The organism is Caldicellulosiruptor changbaiensis (assembly GCF_003999255.1).
GTDB classification, from domain to species: domain Bacteria; phylum Bacillota; class Thermoanaerobacteria; order Caldicellulosiruptorales; family Caldicellulosiruptoraceae; genus Caldicellulosiruptor; species Caldicellulosiruptor changbaiensis.
In genome coordinates, this window is the sequence record NZ_CP034791.1 from 557,561 (window position 1) to 580,264 (window position 22,704).

Consider the following 22,704-nt stretch of genomic DNA (forward strand, 5'->3'; position numbering starts at 1 on the left):
CAAAAGGCCCCTTCCAGTTTCTTAGAAGACTTGGAAGGGGTCTTAATATTCAAACTCAATTCCAAAAGGCTTTAGTGCCCTTGGTAGGATTCCATGCACATATGCAATCATGATACCATAGTTTGTGATTGGCACACCTTGCTGTTTTGCAAGCTCAATTCTAAATAGCATCTCTCGCCTTGTTATCATACACCCGCCACAGTGGATAATCAGTGCATACTTTGACAAATCCTTAGGATAATTGTAGCCAGAAACCCACTCAAAGTTTATATCAAATCCAGCTATCTGGCGAAGCCATCTTGGAATTTTAACAGTTCCAATATCATCTGATTGCCTGTGGTGTGTACATGCCTCGGCAATCAAGACTGTATCTCCAGGTTTTAAATCTTTAATTTTCCTGACTCCTTCAACAAACTCCACCAAATCCCCTTTGTATCTTGCAAACAAAATTGAAAAAGATGTAAGAGGAACATCAGGTGGTGTGTCTGCGTCAACCTTTAAAAAAGCTTGCGAGTCAGTGATTACAATCGCAGGTTTTTTACCAAGATTTTCGATAGTTTCTTTAAGCTCGTATTCCTTTGTCACAATTGCAATTGCATCAGAATCCAGAATATCTCTTATTGTCTGCTGCTGAGGCAAAATCAATCTTCCTTTTGGGGCTGCCTTGTCAATCGGCACAACTAAAACTACAAAGTCACCGGGGTTTATCAAATCTCCTACTATTCGCAAATCCTCACCAACATCTGGCACAAGCTTTGCAAGTGAACTTTTTAGCTCTTCAATGCCTTTTAAAGTAGCGCATGACACAGCCAAAAATGGCATTCCCAAACTTGACTGCAAAAAAGAAAGTGTTTCTTTGTAATTTGGGTCTTTGTCGATTTTATTCAAAACACCAATTCTTGGCACTTTTTTCTCATCAAATAGTTTTGCAAGTTGCTTTTCATACGTCAAATCATCAATGTCAGATACCACTAAAATTGCAATATCTGTTTTGTTCAAAACCTCCAGTGTCTTTTCAACCCTGAGCTTGCCAAGGATTCCTTCATCGTCAATTCCTGCTGTGTCAATCAAAACAACAGGACCGAGCGGCAAAATCTCCATTGATTTATAGACAGGGTCGGTTGTCGTGCCCGGCATGTCAGACACAATCGCAATTGGCTGGTTTGTGATGGCATTGATTAAGCTTGACTTACCAGCGTTTCGCTTTCCAAATATAGCTATGTGAAGCCTTTCACTGCGCGGTGTTGTGTTCATCTTAAAGTCAGTCCTTTCCATAATATTTCATTCTTTAAACTTTATAAACTCAAAAGGATTCAAAAGCTCTTGTGCTTCTTTTTCATCCATAATATTTAGCTCTTTGACAACATCAATTATTTGCTTGTTCTCAATAATTGCCTTTTTTGCAATTTCTGCCGCCTTGTCATATCCAATCTTGTCTATTAAGCTTGCTGCAATAGCAGGAGTCTTTTTTGCATACTCTAAACATTTTTCTTTGTTTGCTGTTATACCATCTATACACTGCTGCCTGAAAATTTTAATACCATTTTTGAGAATTTTAAGACTTTCAAGAAGATTGTTTGCTATCAGAGGTAAAAAAGCATTCAGCTCAAGCTGACCAGCCTGCGCTGCTAAAGTTATTGCAAAGTCGTTTGCCATCACCTGAAAAGCTATTGTGTTTATAAGCTCAGGAATTACAGGATTTACCTTTCCTGGCATAATGCTTGAACCTGCCTGAACAGCTGGCAGGTTTATCTCATTTAATCCTGTGTTTGGTCCAGAGGAAAGAAGACGAAGGTCATTTGCAATCTTTGAGAGATTCACTGCTAATGCTTTCAAAAGCCCCGAGCATTCAACAAAAACGTCTGCGTTCTGTGTCGCATCCATGAGATAGTCAGACCTTGCCAAGCCAATTTTGGTTAAGTTTCTTAATATTTCTATCACCTTGAAAATGTATTTCAAAGGTGCGTTTACTCCTGTGCCAACAGCAGTTGCACCAAGATTGACCACTCTGAGCCGCTCTTCAACCTTGTATAGTCTCCATCTGTCGCGTGAGATGGCTTGGGCATATGCACCAAACTCCTGACCAAGTGTTACTGGCAGGGCATCTTGTAGCTGAGTTCTTCCTGCCTTTATTATATCTTCAAATTCGTGTTCTTTTCTCTGAAGGCTTTTTTGAAGCTCTGCACATTCTTCTGAAAGTTCTCTTACATTCCATATAGTGGCAATTCGCAAGGCTGTAGGGTACACATCGTTTGTTGACTGTGACATATTAACATGATTGATTGGATGAATTATGTCATACTCACCCGGTTTTCTTCCAATGTGAATTAAGGCTACGTTTGCAATAACTTCGTTTACATTCATATTTGTAGATGTTCCCGCACCGCCCTGGAATCTGTCTACAATGAACTGGTCATCATATTTTCTTGCCAAAATTTCGTCACATGCAAAGACAATAGCGTCTTTAATTTTTTCATCCAAAAGACCAACTTCATAATTTGCAATTGCGCACGCTTTTTTGACCATGACAAGCGCTTTTATTAAATCTTTGTCAACACTCTTTCCAGAGACGTTAAAATTAGCAAAAGCGCGTTTTGTGTGAATTCCATAAAGCTCAAGGTCAGAAAGCTCAATACTGCCCAAGAAATCTTTTTCTATTCTTGACATTGCTGTATATCTCTCCTGATTAAATGTATTTTAAAATTGTCCTATATTAATCAACATCAAATATTATATCATATCGATGAGAATTCAGGTGAAAAAGACACGATTTTAAAAGCACTTTCTTTAATTGCAGAATTTTAAAGCTTTGCGAGAGGTTTTTATGTCCAATAAAGATAACTTTGAATCAGTTCACAACAGTCATTTCATGTGATTTTTCCCTTTGGATTTATGTTTGTTTTTTAAGTGTGTAATTGGAGTGCAAAAAATATAGTAATTGGTTTAATTTAAAAACAGAAAACAGTCCAAGGTAAATTTTTATCTTTGACAAGACAAAATAATGTAAAATTGAGTGCAAAATATTGCAAAAAAAACAATATTGTGAATTGAAATTAAAAACAGCAGTTATAAATTATAATTAAAGGTTCTTAAATGAAATAGAATTAAAAAACGAAAGGGTGAGAAGATATGGTCAAAAAATTACTAAAAAAGGGAAGGTACAAAAGAATCGTGATTAGTGCTATTGTGTTTTTTACATTACTCTTACTGAACCTTAGTGATGCGTTTGCAGAAAATACAGTTACATGTGTTGAACTTCCAGTTAAAAATGTAAGGCAGGCATATTCAAATTGGTGCTGGGCAGCAGGAAGTGAGTCAATACTTTACTATTGCAAAAACTATTTAGGTTTTGGGAAAGAAGCAACACAGTGGGATATAGTGAAATATATTTATGGAAGCTATGTAAATAAACCTGCATCTCTTTATGATATACAAAGAGGACTGAGCTATTATGGTGTTGGTTCTACACGCATGATACCAGTAAGTGGCTGGATAATTTCATATGGGCAAATTGCAGAGCAAATTGTAAATTATAAAAGTCCAATAGGATTAGGAATTACAGCAACTGAAAGGCAAAATCATTTTGTTGTTTTAAACGGTGTATGGCAGTATTTTGACGTAAACGGATATCTACAAAATTATATAATGATTATGGATCCAGCTATAGGTGAAGTAATTAGTATTCCTGATTCTGAGTTGAGGGATAATGACAATTACCAGGATTACTTAGATGCGATAAGAGTATTTAGACCATAATGATTTAACAGGGGGTGAAAAGAATGAAAAAGAATAAGGTATATATTGGTTTTGTAATGACCTTTTTGTTGCTTTTCTTTACGACATTTTCAGCTACTGGAGCAAGCTATTCAATCGAACACAATGATGAAATTAATATACTCAGAAGGCAGTATTTAGCCGAGTCATGGCTCAAGCTTTATATCAGTACTCTTATTAAAAATTATATAAAAGACTCACCTACGCTGCAATCGTTAAATGAAATAACAAATATCAATGGACCGTATAACATTGAAAAATTCAAGTTGAGCAAAGAGTATGAATATTACAGGGTATTTCATATCCCAACTGAAGTTAAGATAGCTGAAAATGGGCGTCCATATCATATTGTAAGAGATGAGGTAAAAGAAAAAGTTAAAAATTTGAGATTTAACTCTTGGAAAGATGTTTTTAATACTGAATTTGTAGACAATGGATGGGCAAGAATTGTATATTACGATAATATACCTGTTGGATATCTTCTTATCGAGTGGGATAGTAAAATGAACAATTATATAGTGAATACTGGAGTGTTTGGTAATGATTCATTGGGTAATGCAGTAAATAATTTGGAAAAATATTTGGCACAACGGGGCATGAAGAGTGATGTAAAAATTGTCAATATTGAAGAGATGACATTATACGCAGTATCAGGTGATGGAAATTGGTGGTGTGCTGGTGCAAAAGGTTACGAAAATCATATATGGGATTTTGGCATAATAAAAGATGCATTAAATAAAATACCAGTTCAAATTTTAAACGCTATAGAAGAAAGAAGTAGATTGATGAGGGAAGCTCCTGAAAAGATAATGATAGGTGGAGAAGATCCTTCAAAGACATTATACTTTGTTGCTGCCAAAAAAGAAAGAACTCAGAATGCCATGATTGCTATATACTTACTAATTCTAACTGCTATTGTTGTTATATGCTCAAAGTGGAAATTTTCTTACCAGCATCTATTCTACAAACATGTTAGAAATAGACAAAAGTGAAACTATGTTCAAAAATAATTCAAACAAATATTTAAAGGGAGCTGTCTGAAGAATAGAATAAAGACTGCTCCCTTACTGCTTTTTTGTAGGTCTTTTTTAGAACAAATCAATTTCTTTCCACTCTTTTTTCATAAGGCTATGGTACCTTTCTTTGAAATATTTTTCATGTTCCTCTTCCCACTTTGCAAGATGTAGAAGCAAACCTTTTACATTGCCATCTTCAACCTTTTCAGCAGCTTGTTTGTAAAATGCTGCAAAATCGCTTTCAATCAGGTATGCAAGCCTTAAAATTGTAAGGTCTGAAAAGTCAGTTTCCAAAATTTTGGAGTTATCAACTAATATATGCGGGTCCACCATTTTGTTCTGGTCATCTACAACCCATGAAATTGAAATTGGTGGTTCTTGGCTGCCCAGACTTTTTAGAATATTCTCAAGATACTTATAATGTTCTTGCTCAATCTTTACAAACTCTTCAAAAAGTCTTTTTAGATTTTCATCCTGCAGGCTATTTGCGTAGAAAGAATAAAAGTCTTGCGCATTTTTCTCCATCTTCATTCCAAACTTTAATATGTTCTCAATCTTTTTGCTCATCACAAGGTCTCTCCTTTTAATAAGATTTGTTCTCAAAGATATTTATACCCAAAAACAAGAATTGAAAACTTTAAAAAATCATAAAAATGAAAATTGCTTATTATTTTAATAAATGCAGGTACTACAGTTTAAGTTAATCTGTTTTGATAAAATCTATTATAAAGCTAATATTTGCTATTTAATTCTTTCAGAAGGATATGCTATTAACTCTGCCTTTTTAGTATCCCATTTTTCAATGATTCTATTAAATAATTCAATACCTTTATAATTTCCTTTATTGTTAATATCTAATTTTGAAAAAAGGTCATGATACAAGAGCAATTCATTATAAATATCTTTTTTAGTCTTTATTATCATTTTGTTGCTATTAGGTAGATTAAAATAGGTTCCTCCATCTTTAATATATTTGTAAACTTCATTCAAAAATAAAAATAAAGTTTCAAATGTACTCTCTATTGAATGTAATCTTACCAAATAATCATCGTCCATATCAAGGTCTACACTAAGCAAGATGAATCTAATAGATTCATAAATAACTTTAGATTTATATTTTAAAAGCAATACGTTTTCCTCAGAAAAACTATCTTTGTCGAAATTAGATATCATATAATCTGTAAGTTGTACAGCGCTTTGTATTTCTGAACATAATTTAACTTTTAAATTCTCCGAAGCCTTCTCAAAAGACGTTCTTTTTATTGAATAATTTCTATATAGAATACATAAAATTAATACTATTATAATCAAGAAAATCATATGAATATAAATTATTTTTCTCTTCATTCATCTTCCTCCCGCTTTTTAAAAAACTTTATTAAGTTGTTATATTAACATCTTTAAGTTCTTTATGAAATAACAACTCTGTTTATTTTATGTTCCACTTTTCAAGCATTTTATCAAAATACATCTGGTTTATTTAAAACTTTATTACTTTCTACGATTTTTCCATTTTCAGATATTATGTTTTTTACTAAACTGCAATAGTTTGATAAGATATTGCGAAGGTCTTCGTTTGTTAGTTATCTAAGTTTATTATCAACAAGTCTGGTAATCGGTGTTCCATTTGAAAAGTAAAAACTTATCTCAGATACAAGAAATTTAACACTCCTGATAGTAAACAATAAAGACGGAACCTTTGATTCATATTTTCTGTATTTGGAATTTATATTATACAATACTTCTAAGAAGCTTTCACTCTGGGTCAAAGAATCAAATAGATATAACATGTTATTATTAAGTACAAGATTATTATTATTTTTTTTCAAGTCTTGAATAACATTTAAAGCATTGTTATAAGAATTTCGTATTGACAAAAAGAATAAGTATTTAAAGTATTTAGCAGCCCGGCTCGAACTAACGAATCTATGTTTGACATTATAATAATCTCAGCTAATAACTACTAAAATCAAAGATAAAATAGTTAATAAAACAGCAAGTTTAAGAGTAAGATTTTTATTAATTAAAAATTTTCCCCCTGAAATGAGTGCCTTTTCACTATAATAACTTTTTTATAACATTTAGTACACTACCATCTTTATTATCTTTATTAACATAACTATAACAATTTTAAAATCTTTTTGCAAAGTCTCACGAGCTCATTATTTATTTTTGAATTCTTTTAGAAGGGTATATTATTTTATCTGCCTTTTCAATGCTCCATTTTTCAATAATTTTATTAAATACCTCATTACCATAAACAGGTCCTATTACGTTTATATCTAATTTTGAAAAAAAATCATGATACAACAGCAATTCATTATAAATGTCTTTTTTAGTTTTTATTATGAATTTAATATCTTTGTCATTAGGTAAATTAAAAGGTTTTTCTCCATCTTTAATATAATCATAAACTTTACTCAAAAATGTTACAAAATTAGAAAATGTAGAGTACATTGAATGTAATTTTGCCTTGTAGTAAGGAACATTATTTGAATCGGTATCTATATACTCCAAAGCAGATATTATAAACGACATGCATTCTGCTTCAGATTTCAAATACAAAATGCGTTCCAGAATAATACTGTTTTTGTTAGATATTATATTATCTGGAGCGGAATTCCATGAAATATCTCGTATTTTTAAAAAGGCTTCTGCTTTCAGATTATTCAAAGCCTTATTGAAGTAATTTATTTCTTTTGAGTAATTTTTAAAGAGAATGAAAAAAATTGATGCTATTATAATCAAGAAAATTATATGGTTAAAAATGATTTTTCTCTTCATCCATTCTCCTCCTATTTCAAAATACCTCTATATGCAAGGTAGATATATTGAGCTTCATCTAAAATTTTAAGTTTTGTAAAACTATTTACAATTTACAATAATAGTATTTACATTATTTACCTTTACATTACTTGTGATAATCAATGGTGTTATTCCTGCATTTTTTTGCTCATCACAAAGTCTTTCCTTTTTATAAAATTTTTCTCAAAGATATTTATGCCCAAAAGCTTGTATTAAAAACCTTAAAATAAATCATAAAAATAAGGACTGCCTGTTATTTTCATAAACATATCAACCCTAATGTAGTTAATCTTTTTTCTCATAAGCTATCACAAGCTAAGATTTATTTTTAATTTCTTTCAGAAGGGTATACTATTTTGTTTGCCTTTTCAATATCCCAGGTTTTAATAATCTTATTAAATAACTCAGTACCTGTAGAAGACTTTGTTACTTCAAAGTCTAATTTTGAAAAAAGGTCGTGATATAATAAAAACTCGTTATATATATCTTTTTTAGTTTTTATTAAAAACTTGTTATCATTGTTGTCAAATAAATTAAAAGGCTTGCCTCCATCTTTGATATGTTCAATAACTTTTGTCAAAAATCTATCAAAAAGAGAAAATGTATTGTACATTGAGATTAATTTAGTACCATAATTATCTATCTCAAAAGAATCAATACGTGCAAACATAAGTGCATCTATAGCTAAAAAAACAAATTTTACTTTTAGTTCTAAATACGATATATTTTCCATAGAAAACCCGTCTTTATCAAAATTATCTATTATATACTTTGTACAATATGCGACTTCAGCTATTTCATTAAAAGCCGTAACTTTCATATCATTAAAAGCGTTAATATAACGCATCTTTATTACTGAGTAATTTTTATAGAAAATAGATAAAATCAAAGCGATTATAATCAAGAAAGCTATATGGATATAAATTAATTTTCTCTTCATGCATTTTCACCTCTCTCAATATATCGAAAAAAATAAAAAAATATATGAACGTACTGCATAATTCATGGCTTATGCAGTACGTTCGTATTATATGCTTTAACATTATTGAACATAATAATTGTTTGTAACTGTTTTATTTACAGTTGCTTCTAATACACTATATGTTAACCAAACTGGATGGCGTGAATATATTTCAAAATAAAATCCATTATGAAATACACGACTTCCTGAAACTCTTGGTTTATCTAAAGGTACACAAACTTCATATTCTAAGAGTAATTGTTGCCCTTCTGTATATAAGTAATCGTTTGAGCCTATAGAAGCCTTATGCCCTCTCACAACTTTTCCATATTGTAGTAGTTGACCATTTACTGTTATAGGATAGGTAGTAGTACCAGCTGAACTATTTTCTACAGAATAAAACATATTATAATTTAATAGAATACCTTAGTTCTCTTAAATTTACCCCCGCAATGTTAAGCATTCTTACTTTATTATCACTTCTGAACCCATACCTTTCATAAAAATTCAAAGCTCTCGTATTACCTTCCAAAACCCAAAGGTGACAATAATCAAAATTTTGCTTTTTCAATCTATTTAAAGCAAAATTCATTAATTCATAACCTTGCCTAGTTGACCAATATGCTGGTAAAACATATATAGATATGATCTCTCCATATCCAGCTTCTCCATCACGCGATTTGCCAAAACAAACACATCCAGTATCAGTTTCTCCATTATTTATTATCGCCGCTTCATGCAATTTATTAGATAACGCATCGGTAAATGGCTTGATCCACTTATCTTCCGAAATCCCATTTAGATATTCTTGCGGTATCAAACCTTTATAAGCTTCTTTCCACGTTAAAGCGTGTATTCTACTCATAATAGCTACATCTTCAATTTTAGCTAACCTTATATAACTCAATTATTCTCCCCCCATTATTCAAGTATTTATATCTGCAATTCATAATTTAAGCAGAAACCTTTTTTACTTTATATTTTGTTCAGAATCTGATATAAGTACTGTTCTACTTCTGCACCGCATGGCACATACAATTAAATAAACTTCAGAAAGCCGAAGACACCAAAGAACTTTTCAGTAAAGACAGTAACCAATTTTTGTTTTTTCTGCACATGATTTTTTGCTGCTACAGAAAAAGTTTTTCCCTTAATGTTTCTTTCTTCTGTACTTTTGTATAACTTAACCTATAAATGCCATGGTAATATAGAATGCTATAAAGTTATTCTTTGTGCTTTTATAGTTTTTAGTCTATTAGAAATCCTTAGTAAATCACCCTTCGACTCTTTGGTATATTTGAAAATAGTATAAGAAGAACAAAGTTGTTGAATTAGAAGGCAAAAGTTTTAGATATTGAAATCACCTCTCAAGTTAATTATTTACTTTAATATTAGCAAAAAAAAGAAAAAACGTAATAGTCAGATTTAACAAAGTTATGCTTCAAAAATTATTAATATTGTTTAATAAGAGTGGAAAAATGACATGTGAGAATAAAGCAATGAAAAGTTAATTCTTGCAGTAGATTTTATAAATCAAATAAAAAGAGCTATATCCAAAGAAATTCAGTTCATAAAAATCGATATAGCTCATTTCCAAATCAAAAATATAATCAGTTATTAATAGTATGAATCAACAAGCAGTGCTTTTTAGCCTTCGTTTGTACTCCTGTAAACCAAGTTATATCTTTACTTCCTTTTTTGCCACTGTAATCGTAATAGCCTTTTTCAATCTTATTATTGCTTAAAACAATTGTATTAGGCAAAATTAAAAACATGCCTAAGATTAGAACAATAATTTTTTCAGCTTTCAAAGACTTCACCTTTAATTGTCATGATGATATGCCACAATTTGCTTTACTCTGCCTTTTGATATTTTAAATTCAATTCCGTAATAAAGAGTATCTTGATAATAAATGCTTTCAACCTCTCCTTTCTTATTATAAACAATGCCACCAAATTGCTCTATACCGTCAAACTTGGTCGGCTGAATTTTTTTAGAACCATTATCTTTTGTTTTTGAGATGACACAGTATAAATATTTGTTATCGCCAATCTTTTCTGGGCTATACCTAAATTTATTCAACACTTTTTTATAACTATCTCCAACTTCAATTCCTCTGGGTCCTTTTATTCCTCTCTTGTTAATTTCTGCATATATTATATAGTTACTCAAATCATTTTCATTACCGGGTGCTAACCAAACGCTACCCCAATCATAGTAACAATATTCTACATAATCACCATAAGCACCCCACCATTCTTTCTTAACCTTTTTGGGATTTCCTAATTTTTTTATCAATTCTCCCTTTGTAGATCCAAATTTTAATTCTGCCAAAACCGGTTCGTTTCTTGTATAAATAGGCTTGTTATTTCTAAAAATAAAAAGATCATCTTTAAAGATTAAAAACATTCCCATAGCAATAATTGTTATTACAACAAAAATTGATAGAAGAACAGATATTTTTCCATTTTTTAACATCCTTTTCACTCTTTGGTTTTAATCTTAGTACATCCATTGGATTTATTAAATTGCTTCTACACAGCCCTCTATTTTCATTTGCGGATGTTTGTTTTATAAATCAATTAAACGAGCTGCATCTTAAAGGGGTTTAATTAATAAAAATCGATGTAGCTCGCTTTCAAATCAAAAATATAATCACTTATTAATAGTATGTGATACAACAATTTTAGAGATGAAAAATTTCTTATACGCCATTCTCATTTAATTCCACATTCTCTATTATCTCTTTCAATATACTCAATTTGCTCCCAGTAATAATCATCATTATATACATATAAATGATTTTTCGTTGGTATATAAAAAAAATAAAGAGAGAGTACACGTCCTATTCCGTCTTTCCTGTATCTTTCGTATCTAAAAAATTTATATCCTTCTTTCATTTCAGAAAGCATATTTTGAGCTAATTTCTCATTCAAAATTGAACTATCATATTCTTCTCCATTTTCACTGAAAAACCACGGTTTTAACTCTTCAGGAAGATTTTTTTTTCCTAAAGATAACTCTTCTACAGTACCTAAAACTGCTTCAATTTCATATTGCTTTTTTATATCTAAATCATATAGCATTTTATTATCTTTTACATAAAGCCAATTTGAAGTTAGCTTTTCTAATTCAGGTTTGGCTTTTTTGTCAAAAATTAATAGGTCAAGAAATTGGCCTTCACATTTTACTATTTTCTCTTCTTTTATTGGTTCAGGAAACTCTGTATCAAATATCTTATACAATCTAATCCACTCAGCACGGCTTTTCACACGCTTTATTGGTTCGTGAGGAACAACATAAATCAAAAATGCTGTTGAACCAATAATAAAAACTAAAAACACAATGACCAATAAAACAATTATTAAACATCCTCTCAAAATTTTTTTGCCTACCACCACATGGTATTACTCCCTTCTTTATTTATAAAAGAACGTTGACCTTAACTGTTTCTATTTTGATAAAAATTTCATATGATTTGACAACCCCAATATTCTGCAAATCTTCTCCAAATTCATTTAACCATTCCCCAAAGCTCATTTTTCCTTTTATTAAGTCCGGTATTTGTTCTATTGAACTTTGTTTTTTAATATGGTTATCAAAGTTATAAGTATCGTGAAGCCATATACTTATGGTATTTTCACTCTCTTTTTTAAAATACAGGTTAGCGTTGTTTATTGCTAAATAGAGGTCTAAATCATGATTTTTACGAAATGTTACAGGAAATTCATATTTATTTCTATTTTTTTCGTTTTTACTTAGTCCTATTATCTCTCCGACTTTCATTGTAGGGAGTAATTCTTCAGCTACAGAAATAATATGCTTCCTGGCTGTTTTATAATCTACATTCTTCTTTATTTTTTGAGACAATTCGCTTTTTTCATTTGAAATTGTTATTTTAGACGGCTTGTCCTGCAAAGCATGCTCGAAAAAATTTATTGCATATTTCAGATTATTGTCTGTAACACGCCTCAAAGCTTCTAACCCTACTTTCAGTTCTGTTCTTATAGCATTTATTTCAGTTTTCTTCAATGAATCTGAAATTTTCTCCCTAATATTATTTGTAAGATTTTCTAATTTTCTAAAAACAGATGGAATAGTTGAAGCTCCGATTATTTTTTTAGATGTGCTATTTGTCGCATTATTACTCAGAGCTTTTATTGAATTTTCTTGTTGTTGAGATACATGGATTTTGCTTTGAGGTCTTTCGTAAACTATTTTACCATAGAACTCATTAGCAGGAAAACCTTTTTCATAAACATAGGCAGGCGAAATTTTAGAGTTGTTTTGGGCTGTATTTTGTTTTGAAGGTGAAAAATAGCTTTTTGAAATTTTCTCTGCAGTACTTTTTTAGACTGACAGGTTTTGAAGGCAAGAGCTATTTTTAAGAGTCAAATTAAGATTATTAGAAGTTAATACAATACTTTTCATTTTCCTCATAACCCCCTATTTTCATTTGTTTTTTGTTTATCATGGAATTATAATACAAAAGTGTATCGAAAAATACAGGTAAAAACAATAGTGATTTTAAACAAAAAAGCAACAATAAGTTAAAAATGTATATATAAAAAATAGACAATATATGTTTTTTGAGAAGGCACTTTAATTCTTGCGGGTGTTTTATAAATCAAATAAAAAGAGCTACATCTTAAGGGGTTCAATTAATAAAAATTGATGTAGCTCAATTCCAAATCTAAAATATAATCAGTTATTAATAGTATAAATCAACAAGTAGTACTTTTTGTCCTTCTTTTGTACTCCTGTAAACCAGATATTATATCCATTTTCTCCCAACATGGCTCCGTACTGATTTACAAACATAAACAAAGGGTCAGCATTGATAATTGCTTTTTTTAAATTGCCATTAAATATCTTGTCAAAATTATTGATAAACTCTTTTTCATTTCTTATGGTTTTCTTTTTACTATCAATTTTAACATTTATAGGATATATTATCAGTTTTGCAAGTGTTTCTTTGTCGTTTTTTATTAAATATTTTTGAATGTTAGTAGCGAATTTTACTACTTCTTCGTCTGGGAAACCAACAAAGTTATATCTTTTCCCATAATCCGTATAAATTATGTTAACAAGCTTCAATTTAAAAGGCATTTTAATTTTGCCATTACTCCAAGTTCCTTCAACTGTATCTATTGTTTTCAAGTTACCATAAAAAGTTCCTGCAATTTGGCCTTTTTTGTTATATTCGATTAATGTTATTTTTCCGTTTTTCAATTTTCCTTCTACTTTTATATGCTCTTTAACTCCTTTAAAAGCGTAGAGTCCTATAATTTTTGAGTTGTTAATATATATGCTCATTATTATATCTTTACTTCCTTTTTTGCCGCTGTAATCGTAATAGCCTTTTTCAATTTTATCATTGCTTAAAACAAGTTTGTTAGGCAAAATTAAAAACATGATTAAGATTAGAACAATAATTTTTTTTTCAGTCTTCAAAGATTTCACCTCACTAATTTGTTTAGCTTAAATATAGTATGTGATACAACAATTTTAGAGATGAAAAATTTCTAAAGACCAATTTCTTTTTTTATCTTTTTCCAAGTATTTATATCTGTAACTTTGTAGTCTCCTTTTACAAACATTTCCCATTCATCGTATCTGCGTCTTTGTAAACCTTCTAATACTATTCCTTGAGCTTTAGAATAGACAAGAAAATCGTCTCTAAGTTCTTTCTCTAATTTAGTATCAATACCATTTTTAATAGCTTTAATTATATCAGCTCGAATTTTTGATTTTTCATTAGTTGTCCATGCTTTTCCAACGTTAAATGTAAAACTTACTAAAGCATCAAATTGGTTTTGTGAAAGTTGAATTTTGTTATTTTCCATAAATTTATTTATTGCATCAGTTGCATTTTTGATATCACTTTTGAAAAATTCATATGCTTTTTCTTCTGTTATTGCTTTTTTGGGCTTATTAGTTTTAAGATCAACATATTCTTCCAATTCTTTGCCTTTTAATACATGTCCAATTCCAATAGTCCAAACTCCGTCTTTGTCTCTATAGGCGATTGAGGAATATCCTTCATAAGATTTAACAAATTCAAATAATGCTTTGCTTGGTTCTAATCTTTTTATTTTTGTTGAAGTATTTTGGCTTTTATAAACAGCATTTATCTTTGTTGTAGACGATACAGAATTTGAACCAGGTCTTTCGTAAACTATTTTACCATAGAACTCATCAGCAGGAAAACCTTTTTCATAAACATAGGCAGGCGAAATTTTAGAGTTGTTTTGGGCTGTATTTTGTTTTGAAGGTGAGAGATAGCTTTTTGAAATTTGCTCTGCAGTACTTTTTTGGGCTGACAGGTTTTGAAGGCAAGAGCTATTTTTAAGAGTCAAATTAAGATTATTAGAAGTTAATACAATACTTTTCATTTTCCTCATAACCCCCTATTTTCATTTGTTTTTTGTTTATCATGGAATTATAATACAAAAGTATATCGAAAAATACAGGTAAAAACAATAGTGATTTTAAACAAAAAAGCAACAATAAATTAAAAATGTATATATAAAAAATAGACAATATATGTTTTTTGAGAAGGCACTTTAATTCTTGCGGGTGTTTTATAAATCAAATAAAAAGAGCTACATCTTAAGGGGTTCAATTAATAAAAATTGATGTAGCTCATTTCCAAATCTAAAATATAATCAGTTATTAATAGGAGACTATAAATAATTTTGTGTAAAGTATAAGGACCTCCTTCTTGGTAAGAATCAGAATATAGACAAAAATATCCAAGAAGACAAACGGTATAATGTCAAGGGGGTTTTTTAAAAAATTTTTTTAGATAATTAGGGCAAAAAAGACAATAAAATACCGAGCCGCTCAGCATGGAAAAATTTAACTGGCAGCTTGTTTGGGAAAGATTATTAAATTAAAAAATTGGGACTAACTAAGTATTGTAAACATCACCTCTTTCTTGATATATTTGACCAAGGCTAGAGCATTGCAAAGATCAGGGGAATTAAGCGTCTTGCGGTTAGGACGAGGGCACGTTTATGCTGATGCTTGGTAACCTCTGAGAACTTCTTGTTGTAGAAGGCTTTGTAGCGTACTGTGTGCTACAGTCCACAGTTAGCAGCTTCAACAAGATAGTATCTCAGGTATTGGTTACCACACTTAGCTAATGAGACATCTTGGGCATTGAAGTTGCCTGATTGGTACTGAGTCCAAACAAGGCCAGAATACTTTGCCAAAGCAGCTTCATTTTTGAAGCGCTTGATATCACCGATTTCAGCGATGATGCCGGCTGCAAGAACATCTCCTATGCCAGGGACGGTTGTTAATGTTTGAGAGAAAGCTTTAAGAAGTTTTGAGATTTCTTTGTCGAGTTTTTTAAGTTGTTCTTGCATAAATCTAATGTTTTCAAGGGTCATAGACAAAGCTAAGTCATTTGCCTCAGCCAACAGAGGATGTAATCTGTATGAACGCTTGAGCCTCGGTTTTAAGTATTTCAGCGATTTTATTGACATCTGAGAGTCTATTGTTGCCGTTATCGGATACGAATTTAATTAAGTCTTCTAAAGGCATAGAAGCGATATCATCAGGTGTAAAGTTTTCGATGATAGCACAAGAAGCTTTACCGAAGATATCTGAAAATGGACAGTCTTGAGAATAAGTAGAGAATTTAAGGTATATGAGATTGAGAGCTCTGTTTTTTTCGCGAGTTAGATTGTGAACAAGATGATAGCGCATTCTGGTAAGGCGTTGTAGTGCAGCATATTTAAAATCAGGCAAAGGTGTTGGGTTGAGTTTGCTGAACCTGACACATTCAGCGATGATAATTGCATCGATGCTATCTGTTTTAGGCAAGAAAGTGTAGATTTTTTTGAAGCCTTTGACTATGCTTGGGTTGAGAACATAAAAAGTTGGTTTATATGGCAGCAGTTCAGATGAAGAAGCAAGATACAAGTGCAGATGCCAAGCGTAATGTGAAGTTGCTTCCATGCCAAACTTAATACAGGATAGATTATACTGGCTGAGGCAGTCAATAACTCTTTTGATTAATTCGTTAGCGCCTTCTTGATCATTAGGCAAGGAAAAAGGTTTTTTAATCAAGTGATTACCGGCATCATCGATGAAGAAGATAGAATTTGACTGACTACTGATATCAATGCCCACGATTAAAGTATTTGGCAATTTGAAGACCTCCTTTTTGCAAGTAGTGGTAAGAAAAAGTGTTAAGCCCTTTATCCCTGGGGATTACATGTAATGCAGCCTCGCCGATATTAGAGCTACGGAGCAGTTTACAGGGTGCACACATCTGATATGCTCAAATCAGATGTGGTAAACTGCCAGTGCACAGCAAACGAGTAAACATTACTCATGTAATCCTTTGGGGTTCAGTCTTTCTCAAGCTGTGGCGTGCAGATGTCAAAGCACGTCCAGCAGGAGGTGATCAAAAATATCCAAATAAACTAAATCAGGCTTAAACTTTTTCTGATTTTAGTTTACCAAAGATAAAGGGCAAATTTAAACTGTAGCAGTCAATTTTAATATTCAATTTTTGAGAAATGAGTGTTTTAAGAAAGGTGCATTATCAAAATGAATTTCCAGTAATCAATTGGTACTGATAATTAAATGTACCAATTGAGATATGAAGTTTTAATTGATTTGATAATTATATGATACGGGGAGGTTTTTGTTATGGAAAATGTTTTAACAAAAGAGCAATTGCTTGAATTCATAAGAAAAAATAACATCCAAAGTGTAAGCGACATTTATGAATGCTTAAAGGACATATTTAAAGATGTGCTGCAAGGTTTTTTAGAAGCAGAGATTGAAGAAAGTTTAGGCTACGAAAAATATGATGTCAGAAATAAGAAAACAACAAATTCCCAAAATGGTTATAGTCAAAAGACTGTCAAAACTAAGTTTGGTGAAATGGAACTTGATATTCCAAGGGATAGAGAAGGCGAATTTGAACCCAAGATAATTCCTAAGTACAAAAGAGATATTTCAGAGATTGAAGACAAAATCATAGCCCTGTATTTCCTGCAGGAATGACAACACGAGACATTCATGAGCAAATTAAAGATATTTATGGTATCGAAATATCTGCTGAAATGGTTAGCAAAATTACAGAGAAAATTATTCAGCAGAATAAGAGAATGGAAAAATAGACCATTGGAAAAGATATATCCGTTTATTTTCATGGACGCAATTCATTACAAGATAAAAGATGAGGGTAAAATTGTTAATAAAGCTGCCTATGTTGTTTTGGGTATTAACATTGAAGGATATAAGGATGTTTTGGGAATATGGATTGGAGAAAGTGAAAGTTCTAAATTCTGGTTGGGTGTTTTGAATGACTTGAAAACAAGGGGAGTGGAAGAAGTATTACTGCTTTGTGTTGATGGATTAACAGGATTAAAAGAAGCAATAGAAGCAGTATTTCCAAAAAGCGATATTCAAAGGTGTATTATTCATCAGCTCAGAAATTCGTTCAAGTATGTTTCATACAAGCATATAAAAGAATTTTCAAAAGATTTTAAAAAAGTGTATCAGGCAACTAATGAAGAAGAAGCGTTGGACAATTTTTATCAGGTAAAAGAAAAATGGGGGAAACAGTATCCTTATGCGTTCAGGAGCTGGGAAAACAACTGGGAGCTACCGACTTCGTTTTTTAAGTTTTCCCCGGCAGAATAAGGAAGATAATTTATACCACAAACATCATATAAGGAGTTTATAGACAATTTAGAAAAGTGACAAAGGCAAAATCAGTATTTCCAAACGATACAGCGTTAGAAAAGATGCTTTATCTTGCAACAAAAAATGTTGTAAGAAAGTGGACACAGAGGTACAGAAATTGAGATATAATATTAAATCAGCTTTTGATAATGTATTCTGAGCGTTTGAAAGAGTATATAAAGTAAATAACAATCACCAGTTCGTATTTTAAACTGCTTCCATGGAAGCAGTTTAAAACAATAAATAAAAAAAACAGAGTATTATAACCCAGTATTAAATTTTGTCCAGGATTTTAAAAATTTATGCATAAAAATTTTTAAAATGGTAATACTAAAAAATAGAAGGTAGACAAGTTTATCCTGAATGCTCTCTTACCAAGAAGGTTGGCCTAATTTAAATACACAGAATTATTTACAGACCCATTAATAGTATAAATCATCAAGTAGTACTTTTTGTCCTTCTTTTGTACTCCTGTAAACCAGATATTATATATCCATTTTCACCTAACATAGCTCCGTATTGATACAAACATAAACATAGGATCTGCGTTGATAACTGCTTTGATAAATTCGTTTAATGTTATTTTACCATTCTTAATATTTTCTTCCTCTTTTATATGTTCTTTAACTCCTTTTTCGATTTTATCATTGCTTAGAACAAAGATGCTTTGCAAAATTAAAAACATAATTAAGATTAGGACAATAATTTCTTTCAGCTTTCAAAAATTTCACCTCTAATTATCATGATAATATACCACAATTTGTTTTACTCTGCCTTTTGATATTTTAAATTCTATTCCATAATAAACACTATCTTGATAGTAAATGCTTTCAACTTCTTCTTTCTTATTATACACAGTGCCACCGAATTGCTCTATATCGTCAAACGTGGTAGGCTGAATTTTTTTTAAACCATTATCTTCTGTTTTTGAAATGACACAGTATAAAAATTTGTTATCGCCAATCTTTATCGGGCTATACCTAAATTTATTCAACACTTTTTTATAACTGTCTCCAACTTCAATTCCTCTAGGTCCTTTTATTCCTTTCTTGTTAATTTCTGCATATATTATATAGTTACTCAAATCACTTTCATTACCGGGTGCTAACCAAATAGTACCCCAATCATAGTAACAAAATTCTACATAATCACCATAAGCACCCCACCATTGTTTCTTTATTTTCTTAGGTTTACCCACTTTTTTTATCAATTCTCTCTTTGTACTTCCAAATTTTAATCCCATTAAAATTGGTTCATTTCTTGTAAAAATAGGCTTATTATTTTTGAAAACAAAGAGTTCATCTTTAAAAATTGCAAATACTCCTGCAGCAATAACAAGGATTCCTATAATAATCGCTAAAACAATTAATAACTTCTTTCTCATTTTTTATCTTCCTTTTCACTTTTTGTTTTAAGTCTAATCACATCCATCGGATTTATTAAATCACTTCTACGTTTATAATTTGCTTGAGGTACATATTTATATGTTTTATTATTCTCTTGAGTAAGAGGTCCACTGCTATCACCCTTATAAACTTCTAAGTGAAGCATTGCATTTCCAGTTTCTGTATTAGGTATAACAGTGGCTATGACTTGTCCTTGCCTTACCTTATCCCCAACTTTAACTTTTGATTTAACTTCACCATATCTGATAACAGAACCATCACTGTTTTTTATTTCTATTGCCTGTGTACCCGCATAGAAATCATAAACAGCAGTCACTGTTCCATTAGTCATTGCAAGCACTTTTGCATCCTTTACACCCTTGTTGGTTTTCTTATCATAAGTTAAAAGATCAACTCCTGCATGAGTTCTTGTACCACCATCTCGTGGAGCACCAAATTGCCTTCCATCTGTTGCGGGATTGGCTACAATTAAGTTTTTGGATTCTAAAGGAAATATCCACTTGTCAATCCGTTGTTCCCAGAATTCTTTGCTTGGATCAGTTCTTCTTGTTTCACTGGTTTTAGTTTTTTCAACTGAACTACTTGAATTTAGAATTTTACTGCTATTATTTGGATTTTGAATAGAACTGCCACTTTTTGAAGGCGGCAAAGAGTAAATTGAACTTGGTTTGCTATAGACTATTTTACCATAGAACTCATTAGCAGAAGAACCTTTTTCATAGACATAGGCAGGCGAAATTTTGGAATTATTTTGAACTGTATTCTGTTTTGAATTAGAAAAATAATTTTTTGAAATTTGCTCTTTGGTAGTTTTTTGCGCTGACAGGTTTTGAAGATAAGAGTTATTTTTAAGATTCAAATTAAAATTGTTAGAAGTTAATACAATACTTTTCATTTCCTCATAACCCCCTATTTTTCATTTGTTTTTTGTTTATTATGGAATTATGATACAAAAGTATATCGAAAAATACAGGTAAAAACAATAGTGATTTTAAACAAAAAGTGATAAGAAGCGAAGAATTCTATATACAAAAAACAATTAAATGAAATAATAATAATGACATTAAAATATCATATTAAAGTTTTAATACTGTGCAAACTGTTGTTACCTCTCAAGTTAATTATATACTTTAATATTAGCAAAAAACAATTAGCATTTTAAATAAAGTTTTAGATGAAGACAATAAAGAAATTTTGTTAATAACTAATAAGGAAACTATGGTAAAATATTAAAACTAGAGATAAGTTTTAAAAAATTTTTTGCTCCAGCCACCTGAAAATGAAAAGTGCTTACAATAATCAAATGAAAAATTTAGAAAAGAAAAAAGGAGAGTAGGAGAGTATGATTATAGACTTTCACACCCACTGTTTTCCAGATGAACTTGCACCAAGAGCAATGTCAAAGCTTTCACAAAATTCTGGTATGCCATATTATCACAACGGTACTTTGTCAGGTTTGAAAGAGTCTGCTAAAAAATCTGGAATTGACATGTGTGTGGTTCTGCCCATTGCAACAAAACCTCAGCAAACAAGGACAATTAACAGATGGGCCTTGTCGGTAATGGAAGAAAACAAGGACATAATTTGTTTTGGCACAGTTCATCCTGAGTTTGATAAGTGGAAAGAAGAGATAAGGTGGTTAAAAGAAAACGGGTTTGCTGGAATAAAATTTCACCCTGATTATCAGGATTTTTTTGTGGATGACAAAAAGATGTATCCAATCTATGATGCAATTTTCCAAAACGATATGGTTATACTTTTTCACAGCGGAGTTGATCCGGCTTTTATGCCACCTTACCATTGTACACCAAAAAAGCTTCATAAGGTCCTAAAAGATTTTTCGGGTGCAAAGATTGTTGCAGCGCACATGGGTGGGTATAAATTTTTTGATAAGACGCTTGAGTGCTTAATAGGTGAAGATGTGTATCTTGATACATCCTTTTTCTTTGGTGAGGTTGATATACAAAATCCAGAAAAAATTTTCAGAAATCATGGGATAGATATAATTTTGTTTGCAACAGACTCTCCATGGAAAGACCAGAAAAGAGAAGTTGAGTATGTTAATAGCTTAAGACTTTCTGAAGAAGAGAAAGAAAAGATTTTTTGGAAGAATGCACAGCAGCTACTTGGACTTAAAATTGTCCATAGGGCAAAGTGAGATGTTTTGCTCAAAGGTCACTTAACAGCAAATATTAGAAAGAGAGGCTTTTTAAAATTGAGAGCTAAAATAATTGTCAATAACTGGACGTTCAAAGGTGGGTATTTAGCAGAGCATGGTCTTTCAATTTTGGTTATAAAAGATGACAAAAAGATTTTGTTTGACTGTGGGCAGACAAATGCCATTGTGAAAAACATTGAGAAGATGGGTGTGGGCTTTGATTTTGATGCAATTGTTCTGAGCCATGCCCATTATGACCACATAGGTGGTCTTAAATTTCTTATTGAAAGAACAGATTGTAATATTTGGGTGCACTATGGATTTTTTGAGAAAAAGTTTGCCAAAAGAGAAGGGGAGTATAAATTTATAGGTGAAAATTTTGAAGCGCTTGACATGGCAAGGTTTAAGGTTGTTAATGAAGATGTCTATGAGATGTTTGATGGTATTTTTGTGGTGAATGTTACCTCAGGTAAGGAATCTGATGAGTTTTATATTCTCAAAGATGGTCGGTTTCAAAGCGATTTGTTTTTAGAAGAGCAGTCCTTGGTGGTAAAGGAAGATGGCAAACTTGTGCTTATTGTTGGCTGCAGTCACAATGGAATTGAGAATATTGTAGAAAAAGTGGAAAAATGCTTTTCTCAGAGCATCTTTGCAGTTATCGGTGGTTTTCATTCAAAGGATTTTCAAAAGGATAATTTGCAAAGGCTTTGTCAGTTTTTCAAGGAAAAGAGAATCTATAAGCTTGTACCTCTTCACTGCTCTGGGATAGAGACATTAATTTATTTTGGTAACAATATAGCAAATAAGCTAAAGGTTTGTGGTGTGGGAGATGTGTTTGAAATATAATTGACGTACGTTACAATAAATTTTAA

General features: G+C 31.2%; 21 protein-coding genes and 2 pseudogenes. 5 read left to right on the forward strand and 18 right to left on the reverse strand.

All coding sequences use genetic code 11. The annotated features are described in order from the left end of the window. Positions 1-42 precede the first annotated feature (42 nt). Complete coding sequence (gene hydF / locus ELD05_RS02480; protein WP_127352912.1) at positions 43-1,254, reverse strand: [FeFe] hydrogenase H-cluster maturation GTPase HydF; 1,212 nt, start codon at positions 1,252-1,254, stop codon at positions 43-45. Positions 1,255-1,281: 27 nt separating this feature from the next. Further along, complete coding sequence (locus ELD05_RS02485) at positions 1,282-2,667, reverse strand: aspartate ammonia-lyase (RefSeq protein WP_127351229.1); 1,386 nt, start codon at positions 2,665-2,667, stop codon at positions 1,282-1,284. A 462-nt stretch (positions 2,668-3,129) separates the two neighbouring features. Between ELD05_RS02485 and ELD05_RS02490 the strand changes: the two genes are divergently transcribed. After that, a complete protein-coding gene (locus tag ELD05_RS02490) occupies positions 3,130-3,756 on the forward strand; it encodes a papain-like cysteine protease family protein (RefSeq protein ID WP_127351230.1) in 627 nt (208 codons plus the stop codon). Positions 3,757-3,779: 23 nt separating this feature from the next. Continuing rightward, positions 3,780-4,766, forward strand: a complete 987-nt coding sequence (locus ELD05_RS02495) for a hypothetical protein (protein ID WP_127351231.1) — start codon at positions 3,780-3,782, stop codon at positions 4,764-4,766. A 96-nt stretch (positions 4,767-4,862) separates the two neighbouring features. On the opposite strand, the gene ELD05_RS02500 is transcribed toward ELD05_RS02495, so the two are convergent. From ELD05_RS02500 to ELD05_RS14975, 13 genes and pseudogenes are all read right to left on the reverse strand, one after another. After that, on the reverse strand, positions 4,863-5,357 hold the full coding sequence (locus ELD05_RS02500) for a ferritin-like domain-containing protein (RefSeq protein ID WP_127351232.1): 495 nt from the start codon (positions 5,355-5,357) through the stop codon (positions 4,863-4,865). 174 nt (positions 5,358-5,531) lie between these two features. Then, entirely contained in the window at positions 5,532-6,137 is a 606-nt protein-coding gene (locus ELD05_RS02505; RefSeq protein ID WP_127351233.1) for a hypothetical protein, read from the reverse strand. Positions 6,138-6,956: 819 nt separating this feature from the next. After that, positions 6,957-7,574, reverse strand: a complete 618-nt coding sequence (locus ELD05_RS02515) for a hypothetical protein (protein ID WP_127351234.1) — start codon at positions 7,572-7,574, stop codon at positions 6,957-6,959. Positions 7,575-7,923: 349 nt separating this feature from the next. Next, positions 7,924-8,535: a hypothetical protein gene (locus ELD05_RS02520; RefSeq protein ID WP_127351235.1), complete on the reverse strand. Its 612-nt coding sequence runs from the start codon at positions 8,533-8,535 to the stop codon at positions 7,924-7,926. Positions 8,536-8,637: 102 nt separating this feature from the next. Continuing rightward, positions 8,638-8,961: a hypothetical protein gene (locus ELD05_RS02525; protein ID WP_241243581.1), complete on the reverse strand. Its 324-nt coding sequence runs from the start codon at positions 8,959-8,961 to the stop codon at positions 8,638-8,640. A gap of 1 nt (position 8,962) precedes the next feature. Then, complete coding sequence (locus ELD05_RS02530) at positions 8,963-9,463, reverse strand: GNAT family N-acetyltransferase (protein WP_127351236.1); 501 nt, start codon at positions 9,461-9,463, stop codon at positions 8,963-8,965. Positions 9,464-10,166: 703 nt separating this feature from the next. After that, positions 10,167-10,367 carry a hypothetical protein gene (locus ELD05_RS02535; protein WP_127351237.1) on the reverse strand — a complete coding sequence of 67 codons (201 nt, stop codon included), beginning with the start codon at positions 10,365-10,367 and terminating at the stop codon, positions 10,167-10,169. A gap of 11 nt (positions 10,368-10,378) precedes the next feature. After that, entirely contained in the window at positions 10,379-11,035 is a 657-nt protein-coding gene (locus ELD05_RS02540; protein ID WP_127351238.1) for a hypothetical protein, read from the reverse strand. 239 nt (positions 11,036-11,274) lie between these two features. Continuing rightward, complete coding sequence (locus tag ELD05_RS02545) at positions 11,275-11,958, reverse strand: hypothetical protein (protein WP_164742568.1); 684 nt, start codon at positions 11,956-11,958, stop codon at positions 11,275-11,277. A 22-nt stretch (positions 11,959-11,980) separates the two neighbouring features. Then, the gene (locus ELD05_RS13960; protein ID WP_164742569.1) at positions 11,981-12,589 is read right to left on the reverse strand and encodes a hypothetical protein; all 609 of its coding nucleotides are present in this window, start codon (positions 12,587-12,589) and stop codon (positions 11,981-11,983) included. A 672-nt stretch (positions 12,590-13,261) separates the two neighbouring features. Then, on the reverse strand, positions 13,262-14,011 hold the full coding sequence (locus ELD05_RS02555) for a hypothetical protein (RefSeq protein WP_127351239.1): 750 nt from the start codon (positions 14,009-14,011) through the stop codon (positions 13,262-13,264). 71 nt (positions 14,012-14,082) lie between these two features. Next, on the reverse strand, positions 14,083-14,952 hold the full coding sequence (locus tag ELD05_RS02560) for a lysozyme (protein WP_127351240.1): 870 nt from the start codon (positions 14,950-14,952) through the stop codon (positions 14,083-14,085). A 518-nt stretch (positions 14,953-15,470) separates the two neighbouring features. Next, positions 15,471-16,717: pseudogene (locus ELD05_RS14975) on the reverse strand (IS110 family RNA-guided transposase). Between the two features lie 507 nt (positions 16,718-17,224). On the opposite strand from ELD05_RS14975, the pseudogene ELD05_RS02570 reads away from it, so the two are divergent. Beyond that, a pseudogene (locus ELD05_RS02570) lies at positions 17,225-18,453 on the forward strand (IS256 family transposase). 314 nt (positions 18,454-18,767) lie between these two features. On the opposite strand, the gene ELD05_RS14285 reads toward ELD05_RS02570, so the two are convergent. Genes ELD05_RS14285 through ELD05_RS02585 form a run of 3 tightly spaced genes read right to left on the reverse strand, consistent with a single transcriptional unit; the run spans position 18,768 to position 20,569 of the window. After that, the gene (locus tag ELD05_RS14285) at positions 18,768-18,953 is read right to left on the reverse strand and encodes a hypothetical protein (RefSeq protein WP_241243583.1); all 186 of its coding nucleotides are present in this window, start codon (positions 18,951-18,953) and stop codon (positions 18,768-18,770) included. Positions 18,954-19,001: 48 nt separating this feature from the next. After that, positions 19,002-19,652, reverse strand: coding sequence for a hypothetical protein (locus ELD05_RS02580; protein WP_127351241.1), 651 nt, complete (start codon positions 19,650-19,652; stop codon positions 19,002-19,004). Next, a complete protein-coding gene (locus ELD05_RS02585; protein WP_127351242.1) occupies positions 19,649-20,569 on the reverse strand; it encodes a M23 family metallopeptidase in 921 nt (306 codons plus the stop codon). The genes ELD05_RS02580 and ELD05_RS02585 overlap by 4 nt, the downstream gene beginning before the upstream one ends. Before the next feature lie 447 nt (positions 20,570-21,016). Here ELD05_RS02585 and ELD05_RS02590 point away from each other — a divergent pair, with 447 nt between their 5' ends. Together ELD05_RS02590 and ELD05_RS02595 are read left to right on the forward strand one after the other, a co-directional pair. Next, positions 21,017-21,832, forward strand: coding sequence for an amidohydrolase family protein (locus tag ELD05_RS02590; RefSeq protein WP_127351243.1), 816 nt, complete (start codon positions 21,017-21,019; stop codon positions 21,830-21,832). Positions 21,833-21,889: 57 nt separating this feature from the next. After that, a complete protein-coding gene (locus tag ELD05_RS02595; RefSeq protein ID WP_127351244.1) occupies positions 21,890-22,678 on the forward strand; it encodes an MBL fold metallo-hydrolase in 789 nt (262 codons plus the stop codon). Positions 22,679-22,704 lie beyond the last annotated feature (26 nt).

Coding starts and splice junctions, on each gene's coding strand:
- ELD05_RS14285 (WP_241243583.1), bottom strand. CDS start 18,953: ATGTTTTTAATTTTGCAAAGCATCTTTGTTCTAAGCAATGATAAAATC.
- ELD05_RS02590 (WP_127351243.1), top strand. CDS start 21,017: ATGATTATAGACTTTCACACCCACTGTTTTCCAGATGAACTTGCACCA.
- ELD05_RS02500 (WP_127351232.1), bottom strand. CDS start 5,357: ATGAGCAAAAAGATTGAGAACATATTAAAGTTTGGAATGAAGATGGAG.
- hydF (WP_127352912.1), bottom strand. CDS start 1,254: ATGAACACAACACCGCGCAGTGAAAGGCTTCACATAGCTATATTTGGA.
- ELD05_RS02580 (WP_127351241.1), bottom strand. CDS start 19,652: ATGAGAAAGAAGTTATTAATTGTTTTAGCGATTATTATAGGAATCCTT.
- ELD05_RS02560 (WP_127351240.1), bottom strand. CDS start 14,952: ATGAAAAGTATTGTATTAACTTCTAATAATCTTAATTTGACTCTTAAA.
- ELD05_RS02485 (WP_127351229.1), bottom strand. CDS start 2,667: ATGTCAAGAATAGAAAAAGATTTCTTGGGCAGTATTGAGCTTTCTGAC.
- ELD05_RS02515 (WP_127351234.1), bottom strand. CDS start 7,574: ATGAAGAGAAAAATCATTTTTAACCATATAATTTTCTTGATTATAATA.
- ELD05_RS02495 (WP_127351231.1), top strand. CDS start 3,780: ATGAAAAAGAATAAGGTATATATTGGTTTTGTAATGACCTTTTTGTTG.
- ELD05_RS02490 (WP_127351230.1), top strand. CDS start 3,130: ATGGTCAAAAAATTACTAAAAAAGGGAAGGTACAAAAGAATCGTGATT.
- ELD05_RS02520 (WP_127351235.1), bottom strand. CDS start 8,535: ATGAAGAGAAAATTAATTTATATCCATATAGCTTTCTTGATTATAATC.
- ELD05_RS02505 (WP_127351233.1), bottom strand. CDS start 6,137: ATGAAGAGAAAAATAATTTATATTCATATGATTTTCTTGATTATAATA.
- ELD05_RS02585 (WP_127351242.1), bottom strand. CDS start 20,569: ATGAAAAGTATTGTATTAACTTCTAACAATTTTAATTTGAATCTTAAA.
- ELD05_RS02540 (WP_127351238.1), bottom strand. CDS start 11,035: ATGTTAAAAAATGGAAAAATATCTGTTCTTCTATCAATTTTTGTTGTA.
- ELD05_RS02525 (WP_241243581.1), bottom strand. CDS start 8,961: ATGTTTTATTCTGTAGAAAATAGTTCAGCTGGTACTACTACCTATCCT.